At 65.3% G+C, this 15,516-nt stretch carries 15 protein-coding genes, 1 tRNA gene and 1 riboswitch; of the genes, 10 read left to right on the top strand and 6 right to left on the bottom strand.

What is annotated here, in order from left to right; all coding sequences use genetic code 11:
• Positions 1-7: 7 nt before the first annotated feature.
• From pimC to ACVMB0_RS04685, 3 genes are all read left to right on the top strand, one after another.
• Positions 8-1,198, top strand: coding sequence for a pimeloyl-CoA dehydrogenase large subunit (gene pimC / locus ACVMB0_RS04695; RefSeq protein WP_461345461.1), 1,191 nt, complete (start codon positions 8-10; stop codon positions 1,196-1,198).
• A 167-nt stretch (positions 1,199-1,365) separates the two neighbouring features.
• Positions 1,366-2,511: a pimeloyl-CoA dehydrogenase small subunit gene (gene pimD / locus ACVMB0_RS04690; protein WP_456751940.1), complete on the top strand. Its 1,146-nt coding sequence runs from the start codon at positions 1,366-1,368 to the stop codon at positions 2,509-2,511.
• Between the two features lie 135 nt (positions 2,512-2,646).
• Positions 2,647-3,420 (top strand): SDR family NAD(P)-dependent oxidoreductase, encoded by a 774-nt coding sequence (locus ACVMB0_RS04685; RefSeq protein ID WP_461345460.1) that lies wholly within the window; start codon positions 2,647-2,649, stop codon positions 3,418-3,420.
• A gap of 192 nt (positions 3,421-3,612) precedes the next feature.
• Here ACVMB0_RS04685 and ACVMB0_RS04680 read toward each other — a convergent pair whose 3' ends face one another.
• Entirely contained in the window at positions 3,613-4,806 is a 1,194-nt protein-coding gene (locus ACVMB0_RS04680; RefSeq protein ID WP_461345459.1) for an O-succinylhomoserine sulfhydrylase, read from the bottom strand.
• 75 nt (positions 4,807-4,881) lie between these two features.
• Positions 4,882-4,961, bottom strand: a riboswitch (SAM riboswitch).
• Positions 4,962-5,082: 121 nt separating this feature from the next.
• Between ACVMB0_RS04680 and ACVMB0_RS04675 the strand changes: the two genes are divergently transcribed.
• The 3 genes from ACVMB0_RS04675 (at position 5,083) to ACVMB0_RS04665 (ending at position 9,155) form a co-directional block, all read left to right on the top strand.
• Positions 5,083-6,189 carry a 2'-deoxycytidine 5'-triphosphate deaminase gene (locus tag ACVMB0_RS04675; RefSeq protein WP_456797128.1) on the top strand — a complete coding sequence of 369 codons (1,107 nt, stop codon included), beginning with the start codon at positions 5,083-5,085 and terminating at the stop codon, positions 6,187-6,189.
• Positions 6,190-6,415: 226 nt separating this feature from the next.
• Positions 6,416-7,471 carry a hypothetical protein gene (locus ACVMB0_RS04670; RefSeq protein WP_461345458.1) on the top strand — a complete coding sequence of 352 codons (1,056 nt, stop codon included), beginning with the start codon at positions 6,416-6,418 and terminating at the stop codon, positions 7,469-7,471.
• A gap of 241 nt (positions 7,472-7,712) precedes the next feature.
• A complete protein-coding gene (locus ACVMB0_RS04665) occupies positions 7,713-9,155 on the top strand; it encodes an MATE family efflux transporter (RefSeq protein ID WP_461345457.1) in 1,443 nt (480 codons plus the stop codon).
• Between the two features lie 174 nt (positions 9,156-9,329).
• On the opposite strand, the gene ACVMB0_RS04660 is transcribed toward ACVMB0_RS04665, so the two are convergent.
• Genes ACVMB0_RS04660 through ACVMB0_RS04645 form a run of 4 tightly spaced genes read right to left on the bottom strand, consistent with a single transcriptional unit; the run spans position 9,330 to position 11,618 of the window.
• Complete coding sequence (locus ACVMB0_RS04660; protein WP_461349591.1) at positions 9,330-9,746, bottom strand: SRPBCC family protein; 417 nt, start codon at positions 9,744-9,746, stop codon at positions 9,330-9,332.
• 27 nt (positions 9,747-9,773) lie between these two features.
• A complete protein-coding gene (locus ACVMB0_RS04655) occupies positions 9,774-10,133 on the bottom strand; it encodes a VOC family protein (RefSeq protein WP_461345456.1) in 360 nt (119 codons plus the stop codon).
• 56 nt (positions 10,134-10,189) lie between these two features.
• Positions 10,190-11,029 carry a helix-turn-helix domain-containing protein gene (locus ACVMB0_RS04650; RefSeq protein ID WP_461345455.1) on the bottom strand — a complete coding sequence of 280 codons (840 nt, stop codon included), beginning with the start codon at positions 11,027-11,029 and terminating at the stop codon, positions 10,190-10,192.
• Positions 11,030-11,039: 10 nt separating this feature from the next.
• Positions 11,040-11,618, bottom strand: a complete 579-nt coding sequence (locus tag ACVMB0_RS04645) for a methylated-DNA--[protein]-cysteine S-methyltransferase (protein ID WP_461345454.1) — start codon at positions 11,616-11,618, stop codon at positions 11,040-11,042.
• Positions 11,619-11,789: 171 nt separating this feature from the next.
• On the opposite strand from ACVMB0_RS04645, the gene ACVMB0_RS04640 reads away from it, so the two are divergent.
• The 4 genes from ACVMB0_RS04640 (at position 11,790) to ACVMB0_RS04625 (ending at position 14,117) form a co-directional block, all read left to right on the top strand.
• Positions 11,790-13,337, top strand: coding sequence for a glycosyltransferase family protein (locus ACVMB0_RS04640; RefSeq protein WP_461345453.1), 1,548 nt, complete (start codon positions 11,790-11,792; stop codon positions 13,335-13,337).
• 160 nt (positions 13,338-13,497) lie between these two features.
• Positions 13,498-13,571: transfer RNA gene (locus ACVMB0_RS04635), tRNA-Gly, on the top strand.
• Positions 13,572-13,630: 59 nt separating this feature from the next.
• Positions 13,631-13,894, top strand: coding sequence for a DUF3551 domain-containing protein (locus tag ACVMB0_RS04630; RefSeq protein WP_456751952.1), 264 nt, complete (start codon positions 13,631-13,633; stop codon positions 13,892-13,894).
• A gap of 43 nt (positions 13,895-13,937) precedes the next feature.
• Positions 13,938-14,117 carry a hypothetical protein gene (locus tag ACVMB0_RS04625; RefSeq protein WP_461345452.1) on the top strand — a complete coding sequence of 60 codons (180 nt, stop codon included), beginning with the start codon at positions 13,938-13,940 and terminating at the stop codon, positions 14,115-14,117.
• 196 nt (positions 14,118-14,313) lie between these two features.
• Here the strand turns inward: ACVMB0_RS04625 and ACVMB0_RS04620 are convergent, their stop codons facing one another.
• A complete protein-coding gene (locus ACVMB0_RS04620) occupies positions 14,314-15,333 on the bottom strand; it encodes an LLM class flavin-dependent oxidoreductase (protein ID WP_461345451.1) in 1,020 nt (339 codons plus the stop codon).
• Between the last annotated feature and the right edge of the window lie 183 nt (positions 15,334-15,516).

The following is a 15,516-nucleotide window of genomic DNA, read 5'->3' as shown; positions in this document are numbered from 1 at the left end:
GGATCCGATGGATCTCGCTTTCACCAAGGAAGAGATAGCGTTTCGCGAGGAGGTGCGGGAGTTCTTCAAGAACAACGTGCCGCCGGAGACACGGCGCAAGCTGCAGGAGGGCCGCCATCTGTCGAAGGACGAGATGGTCACCTGGTGGCGCATCCTCAACAAGAAGGGCTGGGGCGTCACCCACTGGCCGAAGGAATATGGCGGCACCGGCTGGAGCACCGTGCAGCACTACATCTTCAACGAAGAGCTGCAGTCCTATCCGGCGCCGCAGCCGCTCGCCTTCGGCATCAGCATGGTCGGCCCCGTCATCTATACCTTCGGCAATGAGAAGCAGAAGAAGGAATACCTGCCGCGCATCGCCAATGTCGACGACTGGTGGTGCCAGGGCTTCTCGGAGCCGGGTTCGGGCTCGGACCTCGCCTCGCTGAAGACCAAGGCCGAGCGCAAAGGCGACAAGTGGATCATCAACGGCCAGAAGACCTGGACCACGCTCGCCCAGCACGCCGACATGATCTTCTGCCTCTGCCGCACCGATCCGGCCGCGAAGAAGCAGATGGGCATCTCCTTCATCGTGTTCAGCATGAAGTCGAAGGGCGTCACCGTGCGCCCGATCCAGACCATCGACGGCGGCCACGAGGTCAACGAAGTGTTCTTCGACGACGTCGAGGTGCCCTACGAGAACCTGATCGGCGAAGAGAACAAGGGCTGGGATTACGCAAAATTCCTGCTCGGTAATGAGCGCACCGGCATCGCCCGGGTCGGCGTGTCGAAGGAGCGGCTGCGCCGCATCCGCGCGCTGGCCTCCAAGGTCGAGTCCGGCGGCCGTCCGGTGATCGAGGACCCGGCATTCCGCGAAAAGCTCACGGCCTGCGAGATCGAACTGAAGGCGCTCGAGCTGACCCAGCTCCGCGTCGTCGCCGACGAGGGCAAGCACGGCAAGGGCAAGCCCAACCCGGCGTCCTCGGTGCTCAAGATCAAGGGCTCGGAGATCCAGCAGACCACCACCGAGCTTCTGATGGAGATCATCGGTCCGTTCGCCGCGCCCTATGACGAGCACGGCGACGCCGGCTCGAACGAGAGCATGGATTGGACCGCGCAGATCGCGCCGAGCTACTTCAACAACCGCAAGGTTTCGATCTACGGCGGCTCCAACGAGATCCAGCGCAACATCATCAGCAAGGCCGTGCTGGGACTGTAGTTGGGCTCTCACCATTGTCGTCATTCCGGGGCTTCGCGTAGCGAAGAGCCCGGAATCCATCTTCCCGCAAGATGTGCGGTCAAATGGATTCCGGGTCTGGCCCTTCGGGCCATCCCGGAATGACGCCGCGGAAGAGCATCAGCATCTTTTGACGATAGGGAACGAACATGGATTTTGATCTGTCCGAGGAGCAGCGGCTTCTCAAGGAAAGCATCGACGGGCTTCTCACCGATGCCTACGACTTCGATGCGCGCAAGAAGTACATGAAGGAGAAGGGCGGCTGGAGCAAAGCGCTCTGGGGCAAGCTCGCCGAGCAGGGCCTGCTCGGTCTGCCCTTTGCCGAGACCGACGGCGGCTTCGGCGCCGGCGCGGTCGAGACCATGATCGTGATGGAAGCGCTCGGCAAGGCGCTGGTGGTCGAGCCTTATCTCGCCACCGTCGTGGTCGCCGGCGGCTTCCTGCGCCATGGCGGCTCGGCCGAGCAGAAGGCCAAGTACATTCCCGGCATCATCGACGGCAGCAAGACCTTCGGCTTCGCCCAGCTCGAGAAGAACTCGCGCTACGACCTGTTCGACGTCGTGACCACGGCCAAGAAGAAGGGCGATGGTTGGGTGATCGATGGCGAGAAGTTCGTCGTGCTCAATGGCGAGAACGCGGACACCTTGATCGTGACCGCGCGCACCAAGGGCGGCCAGCGCGACAAGACCGGGATCGGCGTGTTCCTGGTCCCGGCGGATGCCAAGGGCGTCACCAAAAAGGGCTATCCGACCCAGGACGGCCTGCACGCGGCCGACATCACCTTCACCAATGTCGAGGTCGGTGCGGATGCTGCGATCGGCGATCCCGAGAACGGCCTGCCGCTGATCGAGCGCGTCGCGGACGAAGCCCGCACCGCGCTGTGCGCAGAGGCCGTCGGCGCGATGGACGAGTCGCTGAAGGAGACCGTCGAGTACATCAAGACCCGCAAGCAGTTCGGCGTGGCGATCGGCTCGTTCCAGAGCCTGCAGCACCGCGCCGCCGACATGTTCGTGGCGCTGGAGCAGGCCCGCAGCATGTCGATGTTCGCGACCATGGCGTCGGACTTCGACGATGCCAAGGAGCGTTCGTCCGCGGTGGCGGCTGCCAAGGTGCAGGTCGGCAAGTCGCTGAAGTTCGTTGGCCAGCAGTCGATCCAGCTTCACGGCGGCATCGGCATGACCATGGAAGCCAAGATCGGCCACTACTTCAAGCGGCTGACCATGATCGAGAACACGCTCGGCGACACCGACTATCACCTCCGTCGTGTCAGCGAGGGCGGCGGGCTATTGGCTTGAGATTTGCGAACGTCATTCCGGGGCGCCGCAAAGCGGCGAACCCGGAATCCATTTCACCACCAATGATGCGGCCCAATGGATTCCGGGTTCTCGCTTCGCGAGCCCCGGAATGACGGAGCCGGGGAGGCAGCAACAATGAAAAACACCCCGTTCGATCTCACCGGCCAGGTCGCGGTCGTCACCGGCTCGAGCCGCGGCATCGGCCGCGCCTCGGCGGAGCTGCTGGCAAAACTCGGCGCCAAGGTCGTGATCTCCTCGCGCAAGGCGGATGCCTGCGAAGTCGTCGCCGACGGCATCAAGAAGGCCGGCGGCGACGCGCTCGTCATTCCCTGCAATATCGCGCGGCGCAATGAGGTCGAGGCGCTGGTCTCGGGCACCATCAAGCATTACGGCAAGATCGACATCCTGGTCTGCAACGCCGCGGTGAATCCGTATTACGGCCCGCTGCTCGACATCACGGACGAGGCCTTCGACAAGATCATGGGCTCCAACGTCAAGAGCAACATCTGGCTCTCCGCGCTGGCGATCCCGCAGATGGCCGAACGCGGCAAGGGCTCGGTCGTGATCATCTCCTCGATCGGCGGACTTCGAGGCTCGACCGTGATCGGCGCCTACGGCATCTCCAAGGCGGCCGATTTTGCGCTGTGCCGCAGCCTCGCCGGCGAATGGGGCCCGAAGGGCGTGCGCGTCAATTGCGTGGCGCCGGGCCTGGTGAAAACCGATTTCGCCCGCGCGCTGTGGGAAGATCCGGACAATCTGAAGCGCCGCACCGCGTCGACGCCGCTCCGCCGCATCGGCGAGCCCGACGAGATCGCCGGCGCCGTGGCCTATCTCGCCTCCGACGCCTCGACCTTCATGACCGGCCAGACCATCGTGGTCGACGGCGGTGTGACGACGGCGGCGACGTAAGCGGCTGTCCCTTCGGGATGGCGCTCAGCTTGCTCAGTGTCATCACCCGCGCATGCGGGTGATCCAGTATTCCAGAGACCGCGGTGCTTGAGCCGAAGGGCCGCGGCGTACTGGATCGCCCGGTCGGAGCCGGGCGATGACAAGGGGTGCGATAGCCTTCCTGCGCAAGCGAGAGGGGGAGCTCAGCCCGCCTCATACCTGCTCCAGCGCCCGCTCGAAATCCTCGATCAGATCGTCGGGGTGCTCGAGCCCGGCCGAGAAGCGGATAAAGCCTTCGCTGATGCCGAGCTCGGCGCGGGCCTCCGGCGCCAGGCGCTGATGCGTCGTGGTGGCGGGATGCGTGACCAGGCTCTTGGCATCGCCGAGATTGTTGGAGATGCGCGAGATCTTCAGCGCGTTGAGGCAGCGGAACGCGCCTGCCTTGCCGTCCTTGACCTCGAAGCCGACCAGCGTCGAGCCCGCGCCCATCTGCTTCTTCACGGTTTCGGCCTGCGGATGATCGGGGCGGCCGGGATAGACCAGCCGCGTGATCTTCGGATGTTTCGCCAGCGCCTCGGCGATCTTGGCCGCGTTTTCGGTCTGCGCGCGGACGCGGACGCCGAGCGTCTCCAGCCCTTTCAGCAGCACCCAGGCGTTGAACGGCGACAGCGACGGGCCGGTCTGGCGCATGAAATTATGGATGTGCTCGGCGATGAAGGCTTCCGACGACAGGATGATGCCGCCGAGGCAGCGGCCCTGGCCGTCGATATGCTTGGTCGCGGAATAGACCACGACATCGGCGCCGAGCGACAGCGGGCTCTGCCAGATCGGCGTCGCGAACACGTTGTCGACGATCAGCCGGGCGCCGCCGCTGTGGGCAATCTTGGCGATCGCGCCGATGTCGAGCACGTCGAGCGTCGGGTTGGTCGGGCTTTCCAGGAAGAAGGTCTTGGTGTTCGGCCGCAAGGCGCGCTGCCACTGGTCGAGATCGAGGCCGTCGACCAGCGTGGTCTCGATGCCGTAGCGCGGCAGCAGGTCCTGCACCACATAGAGGCAGGAGCCGAACAGGGCTTTCGAGGCCACCACGTGATCGCCGGCCTTCAGCGGCGCGAGGATCGCGGTGGTCACCGCGGCCATGCCGGTCGCGGTCGAGCGCGCGGCCTCCGCGCCCTCGAGCTCGATCATGCGGCGCTCGAACATCGCAATGGTCGGGTTGGAATAGCGCGAATAGATGAAGCCGGGGTCCTGGCCCTTGAAGCGCGCCTCGCATTGCTCGGCGGTGTCGTAAACGTAGCCCTGGGTGAGAAACAGCCCTTCCGACGTCTCGCCGAATTGCGAGCGCAGCGTGCCGCCATGGACCAGGCGGGTTTCGGGACGAAAGCGGGCGGTATCCTTCGATTCAGACATGTGACCTCCGAAGTGGCCATTCCTCTGGAAAATGGCCACAAAAAAACCGGCCTGGAGCAACCTCCACAAGCCGGGATCACACTGTCCCCGGCCTGTTTAGCGACTTATTTAACGTGGCTGCAAGCCGGCCGGCTCAAATCACCACGGGATAAGTGCAGCTGATATTCCCTCGCGCCCTTTCCGTCAAGACGGTCATCGGATAACCCGTAAAAGCCCATATTTTAGGGCTTGATGGCCGCCAGAGGTTGGTTTTGGGCCATCTCGAGGGACCGTATCGTGTCGTTCACGCTGGAAGATGAATCCAACGGAATCCTGCCCGACCGCATGATCGCGGAGATGGCGGAGGCCGGTCTCATTCTGCCCGCCTACGACTTCGTCGAGAGCCAGATCCAGCCGGCGAGCCTCGATCTGCGCCTTGGCGACATCGCCTACCGGGTCCGCGCCAGCTTCCTGCCGGGGCCCGATGCCACCGTCGCCGAGCGGATCGACCAGCTCAAGCTGCACGAGATCGATCTGTCCGACGGCGCGGTGCTGGAGACCAATTGCGTCTACATCGTCCCGCTGCTGGAGAGCCTGGCGCTGCCGCCGGAGATCGTCGCCGCGGCGAACCCGAAGAGCTCGACCGGACGGCTCGACGTCTTCACCCGCGTGATCGCCGATGGCACCCGCCGCTTCGACATGATCGGCGCCGGCTATCACGGCCCGCTCTATGCCGAGATCTCGCCGAAGACGTTTCCGGTGCTGCTGCGCGAGGGCTCGCGGCTCAGCCAGGTCCGCTTCCGGATCGGCGAGGCGACCTTGACCGCCGACGAGCTGGACGCGCTGCATGCCAGTGAGCGGCTGGTCGATGCCGACAATGCCGATCTCACCCATGGCGTCGCGCTGTCGGTCGATCTCTCCGGCGAGAGCTCGGGCGGCTTCGTCGGCTATCGCGCCAAGCGTCACACCGGCGTGGTCGATGTCGATCGCCGCGGCGGCTACGCGGTCGACGAGTTCTGGGAGCCGATCAAGGCGCGGCCCGACGGCAGCCTGATCCTCGATCCCGGTGAGTTCTACATCCTGGCCTCGAAAGAGGCCGTGCAGGTGCCGCCGGATTATGCTGCGGAGATGGTGCCGTTCGATCCTTTGGTCGGCGAATTCCGCGTCCACTATGCCGGATTCTTCGATCCCGGCTTCGGCTATGCCGGCGCCGGCGGCAAGGGCGCGCGCGCCGTGCTGGAAGTGCGCTCGCGCGAGGTGCCGTTCATCCTCGAGCATGGCCAGATCGTCGGCCGCCTGGTCTATGAGCGGATGCTCGAGCGTCCCGATGCGCTCTACGGCCAGCGCATCGGCTCGAACTATCAGGCGCAGGGCCTGAAGCTCTCCAAGCATTTTCGCGTTTAATTCCGCGAGCCGGAGTTCGCGTAGCCAATAAGACCGTCGCGCCATCATTCTCCGCTGTCATTCCCCGCGAAAGCGGGGAATCCAGTACGCCGCGGCTTCTCCATCGACAATGACCGTCTCTGGGATACTGGATCGCCCGAACGAGTCGGGCGATGACACCGCGTGTGTGGTTGCGCCGTCGCTTCCGCGATGACACATTCGAGAAAACAACAAGCCGGGAGCGAACATGAGCGCCGCAACAGATTCAGCGCAGCAAGCAGCGCAATGGCGGAAGTGGCGCAGCGTCGCCGATCTCTATCACGCCTTCTTCACCGGGCTGATCCTCACCGTGGTCACGCGGCGCGGCACCGCTGATGCCGCCGAGTTCGTGTTCCGCGTGTTCCGCCGCCAGCAGCAGGAGCGCTTCCTGCCCGGCTTGAAGAAGCTCGGCCTCGACGGCCTGCCGCCGGCGGTCGCGGCCGCGCAGTATCACTATCTCTCCAACTGGATCGGCGGCGTGCATGTCGAATACATGTACGAGACCGACCGCAAGGCCTGGATCCGTTATCCGCCGCCGCGCTGGATCTGGAAGGGCACCGCGATCTGCGGCGTGCCCGGTGAAGTCTCGCGCGCGATGCTGCGCGGCTGGCACGCCAACAATGGCGTGGCGCTCGGCGATCTCAGGCTCGGCTTCGTCTGCACCAAGCAGAGCGTCGACGGCCAGGACGGGCTCGAGGGCTATTACTGCGAATACGATCACCCGCTCGAGCTCGACCAGCGCCTGGTGTTCGCGCGCCATCTCGAGGCACCGCTGTTCGATGCGAAGACCGCGCCGGCGCTGCCGGTCGACAGCTGGCCGCGTCAGCGGTTGGAGAAGGCCTATCGTAACTACGCGATGGAATATGTGAAGACGGCCGCGCCTGTGATCGTGCAGGTGTTCGGGCCTGAGGATGCGAGCTATCTGCTGCATCTCACCGGCAGACTGATTGGCATGCAGTATTTCGATGAAGTCGCGCAGGCGCTCGGTGGCAGTCGTGGTCGCGCCACGGAATTTGCCGCATTCCTGCGCACGCTGTTCGAGGCGCAGGATGATGTCGCAGAGATCAGCGAGTCCGAGGGCCAGTTCGAGATCCGGCAGCAGGGCTGGAAGCTGATGGCCGATGTGGCCGACTATCACCCGGCCTGCGCCGGCGTGCTGACCGGGCTGCTCGAGGGGCTTGCCGCCGGCTGCGGCCGGCACATTCCGGTGCATCTGAAGCCGAACAGCACCGCCGCCGCGCCGTTCGTCTGGTCGATCGGCTAGATCAGAGGTTCATCCGGGTTCACCTGCAATCGCGCAGGCCCCCCTTGCGTCCCGCGCACGTGGAATCCGCTGCTGCCATGGTAGGGAAACACCATGGCGCGGCTCCCAGACTGCGCAGAGCGCGATCAGCAAAAGTGGGTACCGGTTTTGCGCCTGATCGCGCTCTGAATCATAAATTTAGGCGCATGACCTCTTCGCCAAACCGCCCACACTTTGGCGGGGCATGCGCCGTGGAGTGGAAATGTCCGATCTCGGCCTCGCCGAAATACCTGTCGACGAACAAGAGCGGCCGCTGCCGCCGCCGGTGAGCAAGCCGGCGCGGAATGCGCTGCTCGACGGGCCGATCCTGCGCACGCTGTTGTGGCTCGCCTGGCCGAACGTGATCGCGCTCTCGGCCGGCACCTGCGTTGTCATTGCCGAGACCTCCTATATCGGCCGGCTCGGCGTCGAGTCGCTGGCGGCGATGGCGCTGCTGTTTCCCTGCGTGATCCTGACCATGACGATGTCGGGCGGCGCGATGGGCGGCGGCGTCGCGTCCGCGATTGCGCGCGCGCTCGGCGCCGGCGAGATCGAGCGCGCCTCGACGCTGGCCATGCATGCGCTGATGATCGGGCTGACTTTTGGTCTGACGTTCATGCTCGGCATGCTGATCTTCGGCCCGCGTCTGCTCGAACTGCTCGGCGGCCGCGGCAATGTGCTGGCGCAGGCGATCGCCTATTCGCAGATCTTCTTCGGCGGCGCGATCCTGCCCTGGCTGATGAACACGATGGCCGGCATCCTGCGCGGCACCGGCAACATGAAGCTGCCGTCGACCATGATCCTGTCCTCGGCGGTGTGGCAGATCATTTTGGGCGGCACGCTCGGGCTCGGCCTCGGCCCGGTGCCGCAATTCGGCATGCGCGGCGTCGCCGCGGGTTCGCTGATCGCCTATTCGATCAGCATCAGCGTGATGGGCTGGTATCTGTTTTCGGGCCGGGCCCGCGTGAAGCCGAAGTTCAGGGGGCTGCGCGTGCAGTGGGCGATGTTCATCGACATCCTCCGGGTCGGCGCCGTCTCCTGCTTCTCGCCGCTGCAATCGGTCCTGACGATCTCGATCTTCACCCACATGCTGGCGCAGTTCGGCACCGCGGTGCTCGCCGGCTACGGCATCGGCGCGCGGCTCGAATTCATGCTGACCTCGGTGGCGTTCGCGGTCGGCATCGCCTCGGTGCCGATGATCGGCATGGCGGTCGGCGCCGAGCGCGTCGCACGGGCCCGGCGCATCGCCTGGACCGCGGGCACGGTGTCGTTTCTCTCGGTCGGTGCGGTCGGCAGCTTCATCGCTGTCTTCCCCGACCTCTGGGTCAATCTGTTCACCGACGATCCGCATGTGCGGGCGACCAGCCATCAATATCTCTCGACCGCCGCGCCGATGTACGCCTTCATCGGCCTTGCGATGTCGATGTATTTCTCCTCGCAAGGCGCGGCGAAGGTGCTGGGTCCGGTGCTGGCGCAGACCGCGCGCCTGATCTTCATCGGTACCGGCGGCTGGTGGCTGTCGACCCATGAGGCGAGCGCGCAAAACTTCTTCGCACTCGCGGCTGCTTCGATGGGCGTGCTCGGCGTGCTCTCATGCCTCAGCGTGATCCTGACGCGCTGGGGCAAATCGGCACAAGTCGCAGCCGTGCAGCCGGCGCTGTCGTGAGCGATCAGACCCGTCATCCGGTCCTTCCCCGTCATCCTGAGGAGCGCGCCCTTGCGCGCGTCTCGAAGGATCGACGGCCCCCGGTGCTTCAGCGTTCGATCCTGGAAACCGCTGGGCTGTCGCCCTTCGAGACGGCCGCTTCGCGGCCTCCTCAGGGAGACGGTCGAAGATACTTTACGCCGCTGTTCTTTCCTTCGCCGATTTCGCCTGCGCCGCCTGCATCGCCGCCGCGCCGAGGTCCATCTGCGCGTCCATGTAGGGCGCGACCTCGTGCGGCAGCACGTCGGCGATCCACACCACGCGGCAGCGCGATTCGCCATCGGCAAACACCTGCACAGAGGCGGAGTGCTGCGTCAGCCGTTCGCTGCTGATCGCATAGACCAGCCGCTGTCGCTTGTCGTCGCAATCGACCAGTGTCTCGCGTGCCACGGTGCCGTTGCTGAAAGTGACGGTGCGGACGTCGCCGTCAAGCTGGGTGTCGATCACGAAGCCCGGCACCAGCCGCGTATGCAGCGCGCCGAAATCGCGCAGCGCGTCCCAGACGTGGTCGGCTGGCGCGTCGATCGGGATGTCCTTGTGAATTGAGGCCATCGGATAGGGTGCTTTCATCAACAGATCTCAGGTCGACACCGCTTCGACATTGTTGCCGTCGGGGTCGAGCAGGAACGCCGCGTAGTAGGTCGGGGTGTAATCCTTGCGATGGCCCGCCGCGCCGTTGTCCTTGCCGCCGGCCTTCAGGCCTGCGCTATGGAATGTCTTGATCGCGTCGTGACTCGGGGCGCGGAACGCGATGTGGGCGCCGCCCTGGGCCTTGCCCTTGTGCAGATGCAGCCAGAGCGCGGGCTCGCCCTTTGGGCCGAAACCGGCACCGCTGTCGTCGCGCGAGCACAGCACGAAGCCGAGCGGCGCCAGCGCCGCGGTGTAGAAGCGCACGCTTGCGTCGAGGTCACTGACGCGCAATCCGATATGGTCGTACATGATGAGGTCTCCAGTCATCGGGCGCGTCGAGGGACGCGCGGACCGGAGCAACCTAGCTATTGCAGCGCAAGCCGTTCTTGGAGAATCTTGCGATCGCCGCGAGAGGCCTGGCGGAACTTCAGCGGCGAGGCGCCCGCGGCGCGGCGGAAGCTGCGGACGAAATTGGAGAGATCGCCGAAGCCGACGTCATAGGCGATCTCGGTGATCGGAGAGTCGTCGTCGGCCAGCCGCCGCGCCGCATGGCGCAGCCGCGAGCGCACGAGATATTGATGCGGGGTGACGCCGAGCACCGCGGAGAACAGCCGCAGGAAGTGGAACGTGCTGAGGCCCGCCTGCTCCGCGGCAGCGTCGAGATCGATCTGATGCTGCGAATTGGCGTCGATCCACAGCGCGGTTTCAACCGCGCGGCGGCGATCGCGCAAGCCGGCGGTGAGGGGCTTTGCCTTGCGCTCCGCCACCAGCTCGACCAGTCGGCTGGCGAGGAGGTGACCGACCTCGTCGAGCCCGACGTCGCTGTTGCCTGCTGCCGCCGTCTGGGCGAGCTCGCCGATCACCATCAATTCCGGCAGCGGCGGCACCGCGCCGACCTGCCAGACCGCCGCGTGGTCGCCGATCGTCTCGACCAGCTCCGGATCGAGGAAAAACGACAGGCACTCGTCGCCGACCACATGATCGTGGGTGCAGATGTATTCGTCGCCGGGATGGCCGACCAGGATGGAACCTGCCACCAGTTCATGGAAGCGGCCGCGGCAATGGCAGCCGAAGCTGCCGCTGCGCACATAGGACACGGAGTGGCAGGCGAACTGCTCGACGAACGGCTTGTCGCCGGGCTCCGCCGTGCAGCGAAACTCGTTCACCGTGATGTGCTCGCGCTGCAACAGCGTGGACCGGTTCATTCCCCAGGATTTAGGCTTGCGGCCGGGGCCGCGCAACCGGCAGCAGCACGTCAAACAGGGTCTTGCTGGCGGTCAGTTGAGCGCCCTCGATCGACAGCAGGCGCCGCTTGGAGACGCTGCCGCCGTTCGGCGAGATGCGGTCGGCATAGTGGCGCGCCTCGAGCACGCGATGGCAGGGCACGATGATCATGAACGGATTGCGGCCGAGCGCCTGTGCCACCGAATAGACCGCGCCGGAGGCGCGCAAGGCGCTCGCCACCTCGTCATAGGTCCGGGTCTCGCCGCGGGGAATGCCGCGGACAATCTGGTAGACGCGCTGATCGAAGGCCGGGATGCCGCCCATGTCGAGCGCAACGCCCGAGAGGTCGCTTTCGCCGCTGCGCATGATCGCGGCGATGCCCTCGATTGCGATCTCGACGTCCTCGGGAGGCCGCATCTCGCGTGCATCGGGATAAAGCTTGAACAGCCGCCTGCGGGTTTCGATCTCGCGCTGCTCGGGAAGCTGCACGCCGGCGATGCCGGCTTCGCCCCATGCGATGCCGCATCGGCCGATTGCCGTGTCAAAAATGGTGTACCCACGCCCCGCCATGACGCCACCAACCCCCAGGGCGAGATGATAGCATCGCCGCGGTCCGGCGCATCTGGAATCTTCACGTTTAGTTAAGCATGTCGCGGCGGGCGCAGTGTGACCTCGACAACGTCCGGTCACGCATCTGCCGGTCACGCATCTTAAAGGCTTTGCCCGCTATCTGGACGCAGCATGCTGCTCCTCGATACGATCGGCGGAACGATGACGAGCACGAGCGCCGAAGCCGCGCCCGGCAGCGCGGGCATGGCCCGGCGCGCGCGTGGGCGCCTTCGCCCGCTATTCGGGTTGCTGTTGCTGGCGCTGGTGATCCGCCTTGCGGCCGCGGTCTGGCCCAACGTGATGTATCCCGACGAGATCTTCCAGTATCTCGAGCCGGCGTGGCGCATGCTCGGCCATGACGGCATCCTGACCTGGGAATGGCGCGAAGGCATTCGCGGCTGGTTCCTGCCGACACTGCTGGCCGGACCGGTTGCGCTCGGTGAGGCGATTGCGCCCGGCGGCGCGGGTGCCTTCCTGGTGCCGCGCCTGGTCGCGGCATGTGCATCGGTATCGATCGTGGTCAGCGCCTGGTTCTTCGGCGCGCGGGTCTCGCGAACCCATGCTATCGTCGCGGCGTTTGCCGCCGCGGTCTGGTTCGAGTTGATCCTGCTCGCGCCGCACACGCTGGGCGAGCCGTTGGCGACGGCGCTGATCGTGCCGGCGGCGCTGCTGGTGACCGATCATCCGTCGCAGCGGCGTCTTGCGATCGGCGGTGCCTTGCTCGCTTTCGCCTTTGTCTGCCGCTTCCAATATGCGCCGGCCATCGCAGTGCTCGCGCTCGGCGCCTGCTGGAAGCGCTGGCGCAACCTCGTTCCGCTGGTCGTCGGAGGCCTCGCAGCGCTGGTGCTCACCGCCGCGATCGATCTTGCGCATGGCGCGGTGCCGTTCGCCTGGCTGATCGGCAATGTCAGGGAAAACCTCGTGCAGGATCGCGCCACCGAGTTCGGCGTCACCCCGCCTGCGGCCTATCTCGTCAATTTCCTGATCGTGTGGTCCGCGACGATCGTGCTGCCGCTTGCTGCGATCTGGCGCGGCTGGCGGCATGCACCGCTGCTGCTGGCTGTCGCGCTCGCCAATCTCGCCTTCCACAGCCTGATCGCGCACAAGGAATACCGCTTCGTCTTCCTCTCGGTGGTGTTGTTCATCATCGTCGCTGCGCTCGGCTCGGCCGACTGGGTGCAATGGCTGCGCACGAAGGACAAATGGCGCCGCTTTGCGTTGCCGGTCGTGATGGGGGGCTGGGCGCTGCTCTCGGTGGCACTGGCCGGTGCCAGCGAAGGGATGCGCGAGTACTGGACGCGTGGCGTCGGTGCCGCGCAGCTCGCGGCGGAACTGCGCAACGATCCCCAGATGTGCGGTCTCGCGCTCTACAACGTCCGCTTCCAGCTGTTGCCGGGCCGCGAGCGCTTGGTCGGCCCGGTGCCGCTCTATGTGCTTGCGCCCACCGATCCGCTTGCCGAGCTGGTCCTGCCGCTGCTGTTGCAGACCACCAAGCCAGCCTTCAACCGCATCCTTGCACGCCCCGAGGCGGCCGGCGATCTGCCCGCGGATTTCTCACAGCAAAGCTGTGCCCATGTCGGCATCGCCGATGCCTGCATCTACGCGCGCAGCGGGACCTGCGATGCAACGGCCGCCACGCCCTTCGTCATCAATGACGCGCTCGTGAGGATGGGGCACTAAAGCATGATCCGGAAAAGTGCAACGCGGTTTTCCGAAAAGATCATGCTCAAACAAAGCGCTGGTGCGGCGATCGGCCTCAATGCGCTTGATCCGCTGCCGCCGCCCGGGCTATGGTCCGGCAGGTCGCACCCGATTGGGTCGACCTCAAGCAATTGAGTTCGCGGGCGTAGTTCAATGGTAGAACGGCAGCTTCCCAAGCTGCATACGAGGGTTCGATTCCCTTCGCCCGCTCCAGCCCTTGGGCAAGATTTCGCGAGACAGCCTTGTTTCGTGGCATTTGCAGGAGATTTGACGTGAAGTTGCTCGGAGCGCTGCTGCTTGCGCTAGGCGCGCTTTGGATGACAAAGCCAGCATCTGCACAAATGTATGATCCGCGCTACCCGATCTGCATGCATGTCTATGGTGCGTTGCTCGGCGACCGAATGGACTGCGACTTCACGTCGCTGAATCAGTGCCAGGCCGGCGCTGCGGGACTTCCGGCGACCTGTCTGGTCAACCCCTTTTACGCGCCAGCCTATGCGCCGAGATCGGCGCGCCGTGACAGGCGTGAACGATGACGATTTCCGCTCGTTTTCGCGGGCGTCCATTTGAGATCGATCGATGGAATGGTGGTTCTACGCGCTCGTTGCGATGGTTCTGATCGGATGCCTATGTCTCGTGCGCGCCCGTCGCCGCAGCAGCTCTTCGAGAGAGGACGAGGAACTGAACCAGCGAATTGATGAACGCGTCGACCGGCTTCGCGACGATCTCGCTCGCCGTGATCGCGATCGTGATTCCTGACTCGAGCACTCCCCGGAGAGGCGCCCCGGGATTGTCCCGGGATATTACGGCAGTTTGTTCACGCAACGTGCGCAACTAACGAACCGTACTCAACCTGTTCTTCTCACAATGCGCGGTTATGTTTCCGTAGTTCTCCGCGTTTGAGAACGAAGTTCCGCCGGACCGCAGGACGGCCGGCGGCCCGCCGCGGTGCTGGTCAGCGCCATCCCATCGCGGGCGCGACGTGAGTCAAAATGCTCTCGATCACATGCGCGTTGTAGGCGACGCCGAGCTGATTGGGGACGGTCAGCAGCAGCGTGTCGGCCTCGGCGATCGCCTCGTCGGTCTTGAGCTGCTCGATCAGCCTGTCCGGCTCGGCGGCATAGCTGCGGCCGAAGATCGCACGCGTGCGCTCGTCGATGAAGCCGATCTGGTCTTCCTCCTGGCCGTTGCCGAAATAGGCACGGTCGCGATCGTCGACCAGCGCGAAGATGCTGCGGCTCACCGAGACCCGCGGCTCGTGGCTGTGACCGGCCTCCTTCCAGGCGGCGCGGTAGGCGCGGATCTGCGCGGCCTGCTGGATGTGGAAAGGCTCTCCGGTCTCGTCGCTCTTCAGCGTCGAGCTTTGCAGGTTCATGCCGAGCTTCGCTGCCCAGACCGCGGTGGCGTTCGAGCCGGCGCCCCACCAGATGCGTTCCCGCAGGCCTTCCGAGAGCGGTTCGAGCCGCAGCAGGCCGGGCGGATTGGGGAACATCGGCCGCGGATTCGGCTGCGCGAAGCCCTCGCCGCGCAGCAGCTCGAGGAAGATCTCGGCATGACGGCGGCCCATGTCGGCGTCGGTCTGGCCCTCGCCCGGCTGATAGCCGAAATAGCGCCAGCCATCGATCACCTGCTCGGGCGAGCCGCGGCTGATGCCGAGTTGCAGGCGTCCCTGCGCGATCAGGTCGGCCGCGCCGGCGTCCTCGATCATGTACATCGGATTCTCGTAGCGCATGTCGATCACGGCGGTGCCGATCTCGATCCGGCTGGTCTTGGCGCCGACCGCCGCCAGCAGCGGGAACGGCGAGGCCAGCTGGCGGGCGAAGTGATGGACGCGAAAATACGCGCCGTCCGCACCGAGCTCTTCGGCGGCGACCGCAAGCTCGATGGATTGCAGGAGCACGTCCGCGGCCGAGCGGGCCTGGGATTGCGGCGAGGGCGTCCAGTGCCCGAACGAGAGGAATCCGATTTTCTTCATGTCGGCAATGTAGGGATATCAGGCGCGAATTGCGACCGGGGCGGCCCCGCTGGAGACAGGAATCATCTCCGGAACGATGGAAAGTGTTTACCAGCCGGGACGATTTTCTGCGGCTGATATTGCGGGTTGCGCGTCTCGCGCTGCTGCGCAACTGCGATGCGTGCAGGTCTTGCCGCCTGCGCC

Source organism: Bradyrhizobium sp. USDA 4451, from assembly GCF_054822585.1.
Note: the sequence above shows the minus strand (reverse complement) of the source record. Positions and strands in the feature narration are given on the sequence as shown.

Excerpts from the sequence above, each read along its gene's own strand:
- ACVMB0_RS04650 (WP_461345455.1), bottom strand. The coding sequence starts at position 11,029 with ATGAACCGGTCCACGCTGTTGCAGCGCGAGCACATCACGGTGAACGAG.
- ACVMB0_RS04660 (WP_461349591.1), bottom strand. The coding sequence starts at position 9,746 with ATGGCCTCAATTCACAAGGACATCCCGATCGACGCGCCAGCCGACCAC.
- ACVMB0_RS04655 (WP_461345456.1), bottom strand. The coding sequence starts at position 10,133 with ATGTACGACCATATCGGATTGCGCGTCAGTGACCTCGACGCAAGCGTG.
- ACVMB0_RS04680 (WP_461345459.1), bottom strand. The coding sequence starts at position 4,806 with ATGTCTGAATCGAAGGATACCGCCCGCTTTCGTCCCGAAACCCGCCTG.
- ACVMB0_RS04640 (WP_461345453.1), top strand. The coding sequence starts at position 11,790 with ATGCTGCTCCTCGATACGATCGGCGGAACGATGACGAGCACGAGCGCC.
- ACVMB0_RS04645 (WP_461345454.1), bottom strand. The coding sequence starts at position 11,618 with ATGGCGGGGCGTGGGTACACCATTTTTGACACGGCAATCGGCCGATGC.
- pimD (WP_456751940.1), top strand. The coding sequence starts at position 1,366 with ATGGATTTTGATCTGTCCGAGGAGCAGCGGCTTCTCAAGGAAAGCATC.
- ACVMB0_RS04620 (WP_461345451.1), bottom strand. The coding sequence starts at position 15,333 with ATGAAGAAAATCGGATTCCTCTCGTTCGGGCACTGGACGCCCTCGCCG.
- ACVMB0_RS04670 (WP_461345458.1), top strand. The coding sequence starts at position 6,416 with ATGAGCGCCGCAACAGATTCAGCGCAGCAAGCAGCGCAATGGCGGAAG.
- ACVMB0_RS04665 (WP_461345457.1), top strand. The coding sequence starts at position 7,713 with ATGTCCGATCTCGGCCTCGCCGAAATACCTGTCGACGAACAAGAGCGG.
- pimC (WP_461345461.1), top strand. The coding sequence starts at position 8 with ATGGATCTCGCTTTCACCAAGGAAGAGATAGCGTTTCGCGAGGAGGTG.
- ACVMB0_RS04625 (WP_461345452.1), top strand. The coding sequence starts at position 13,938 with ATGGAATGGTGGTTCTACGCGCTCGTTGCGATGGTTCTGATCGGATGC.
- ACVMB0_RS04685 (WP_461345460.1), top strand. The coding sequence starts at position 2,647 with ATGAAAAACACCCCGTTCGATCTCACCGGCCAGGTCGCGGTCGTCACC.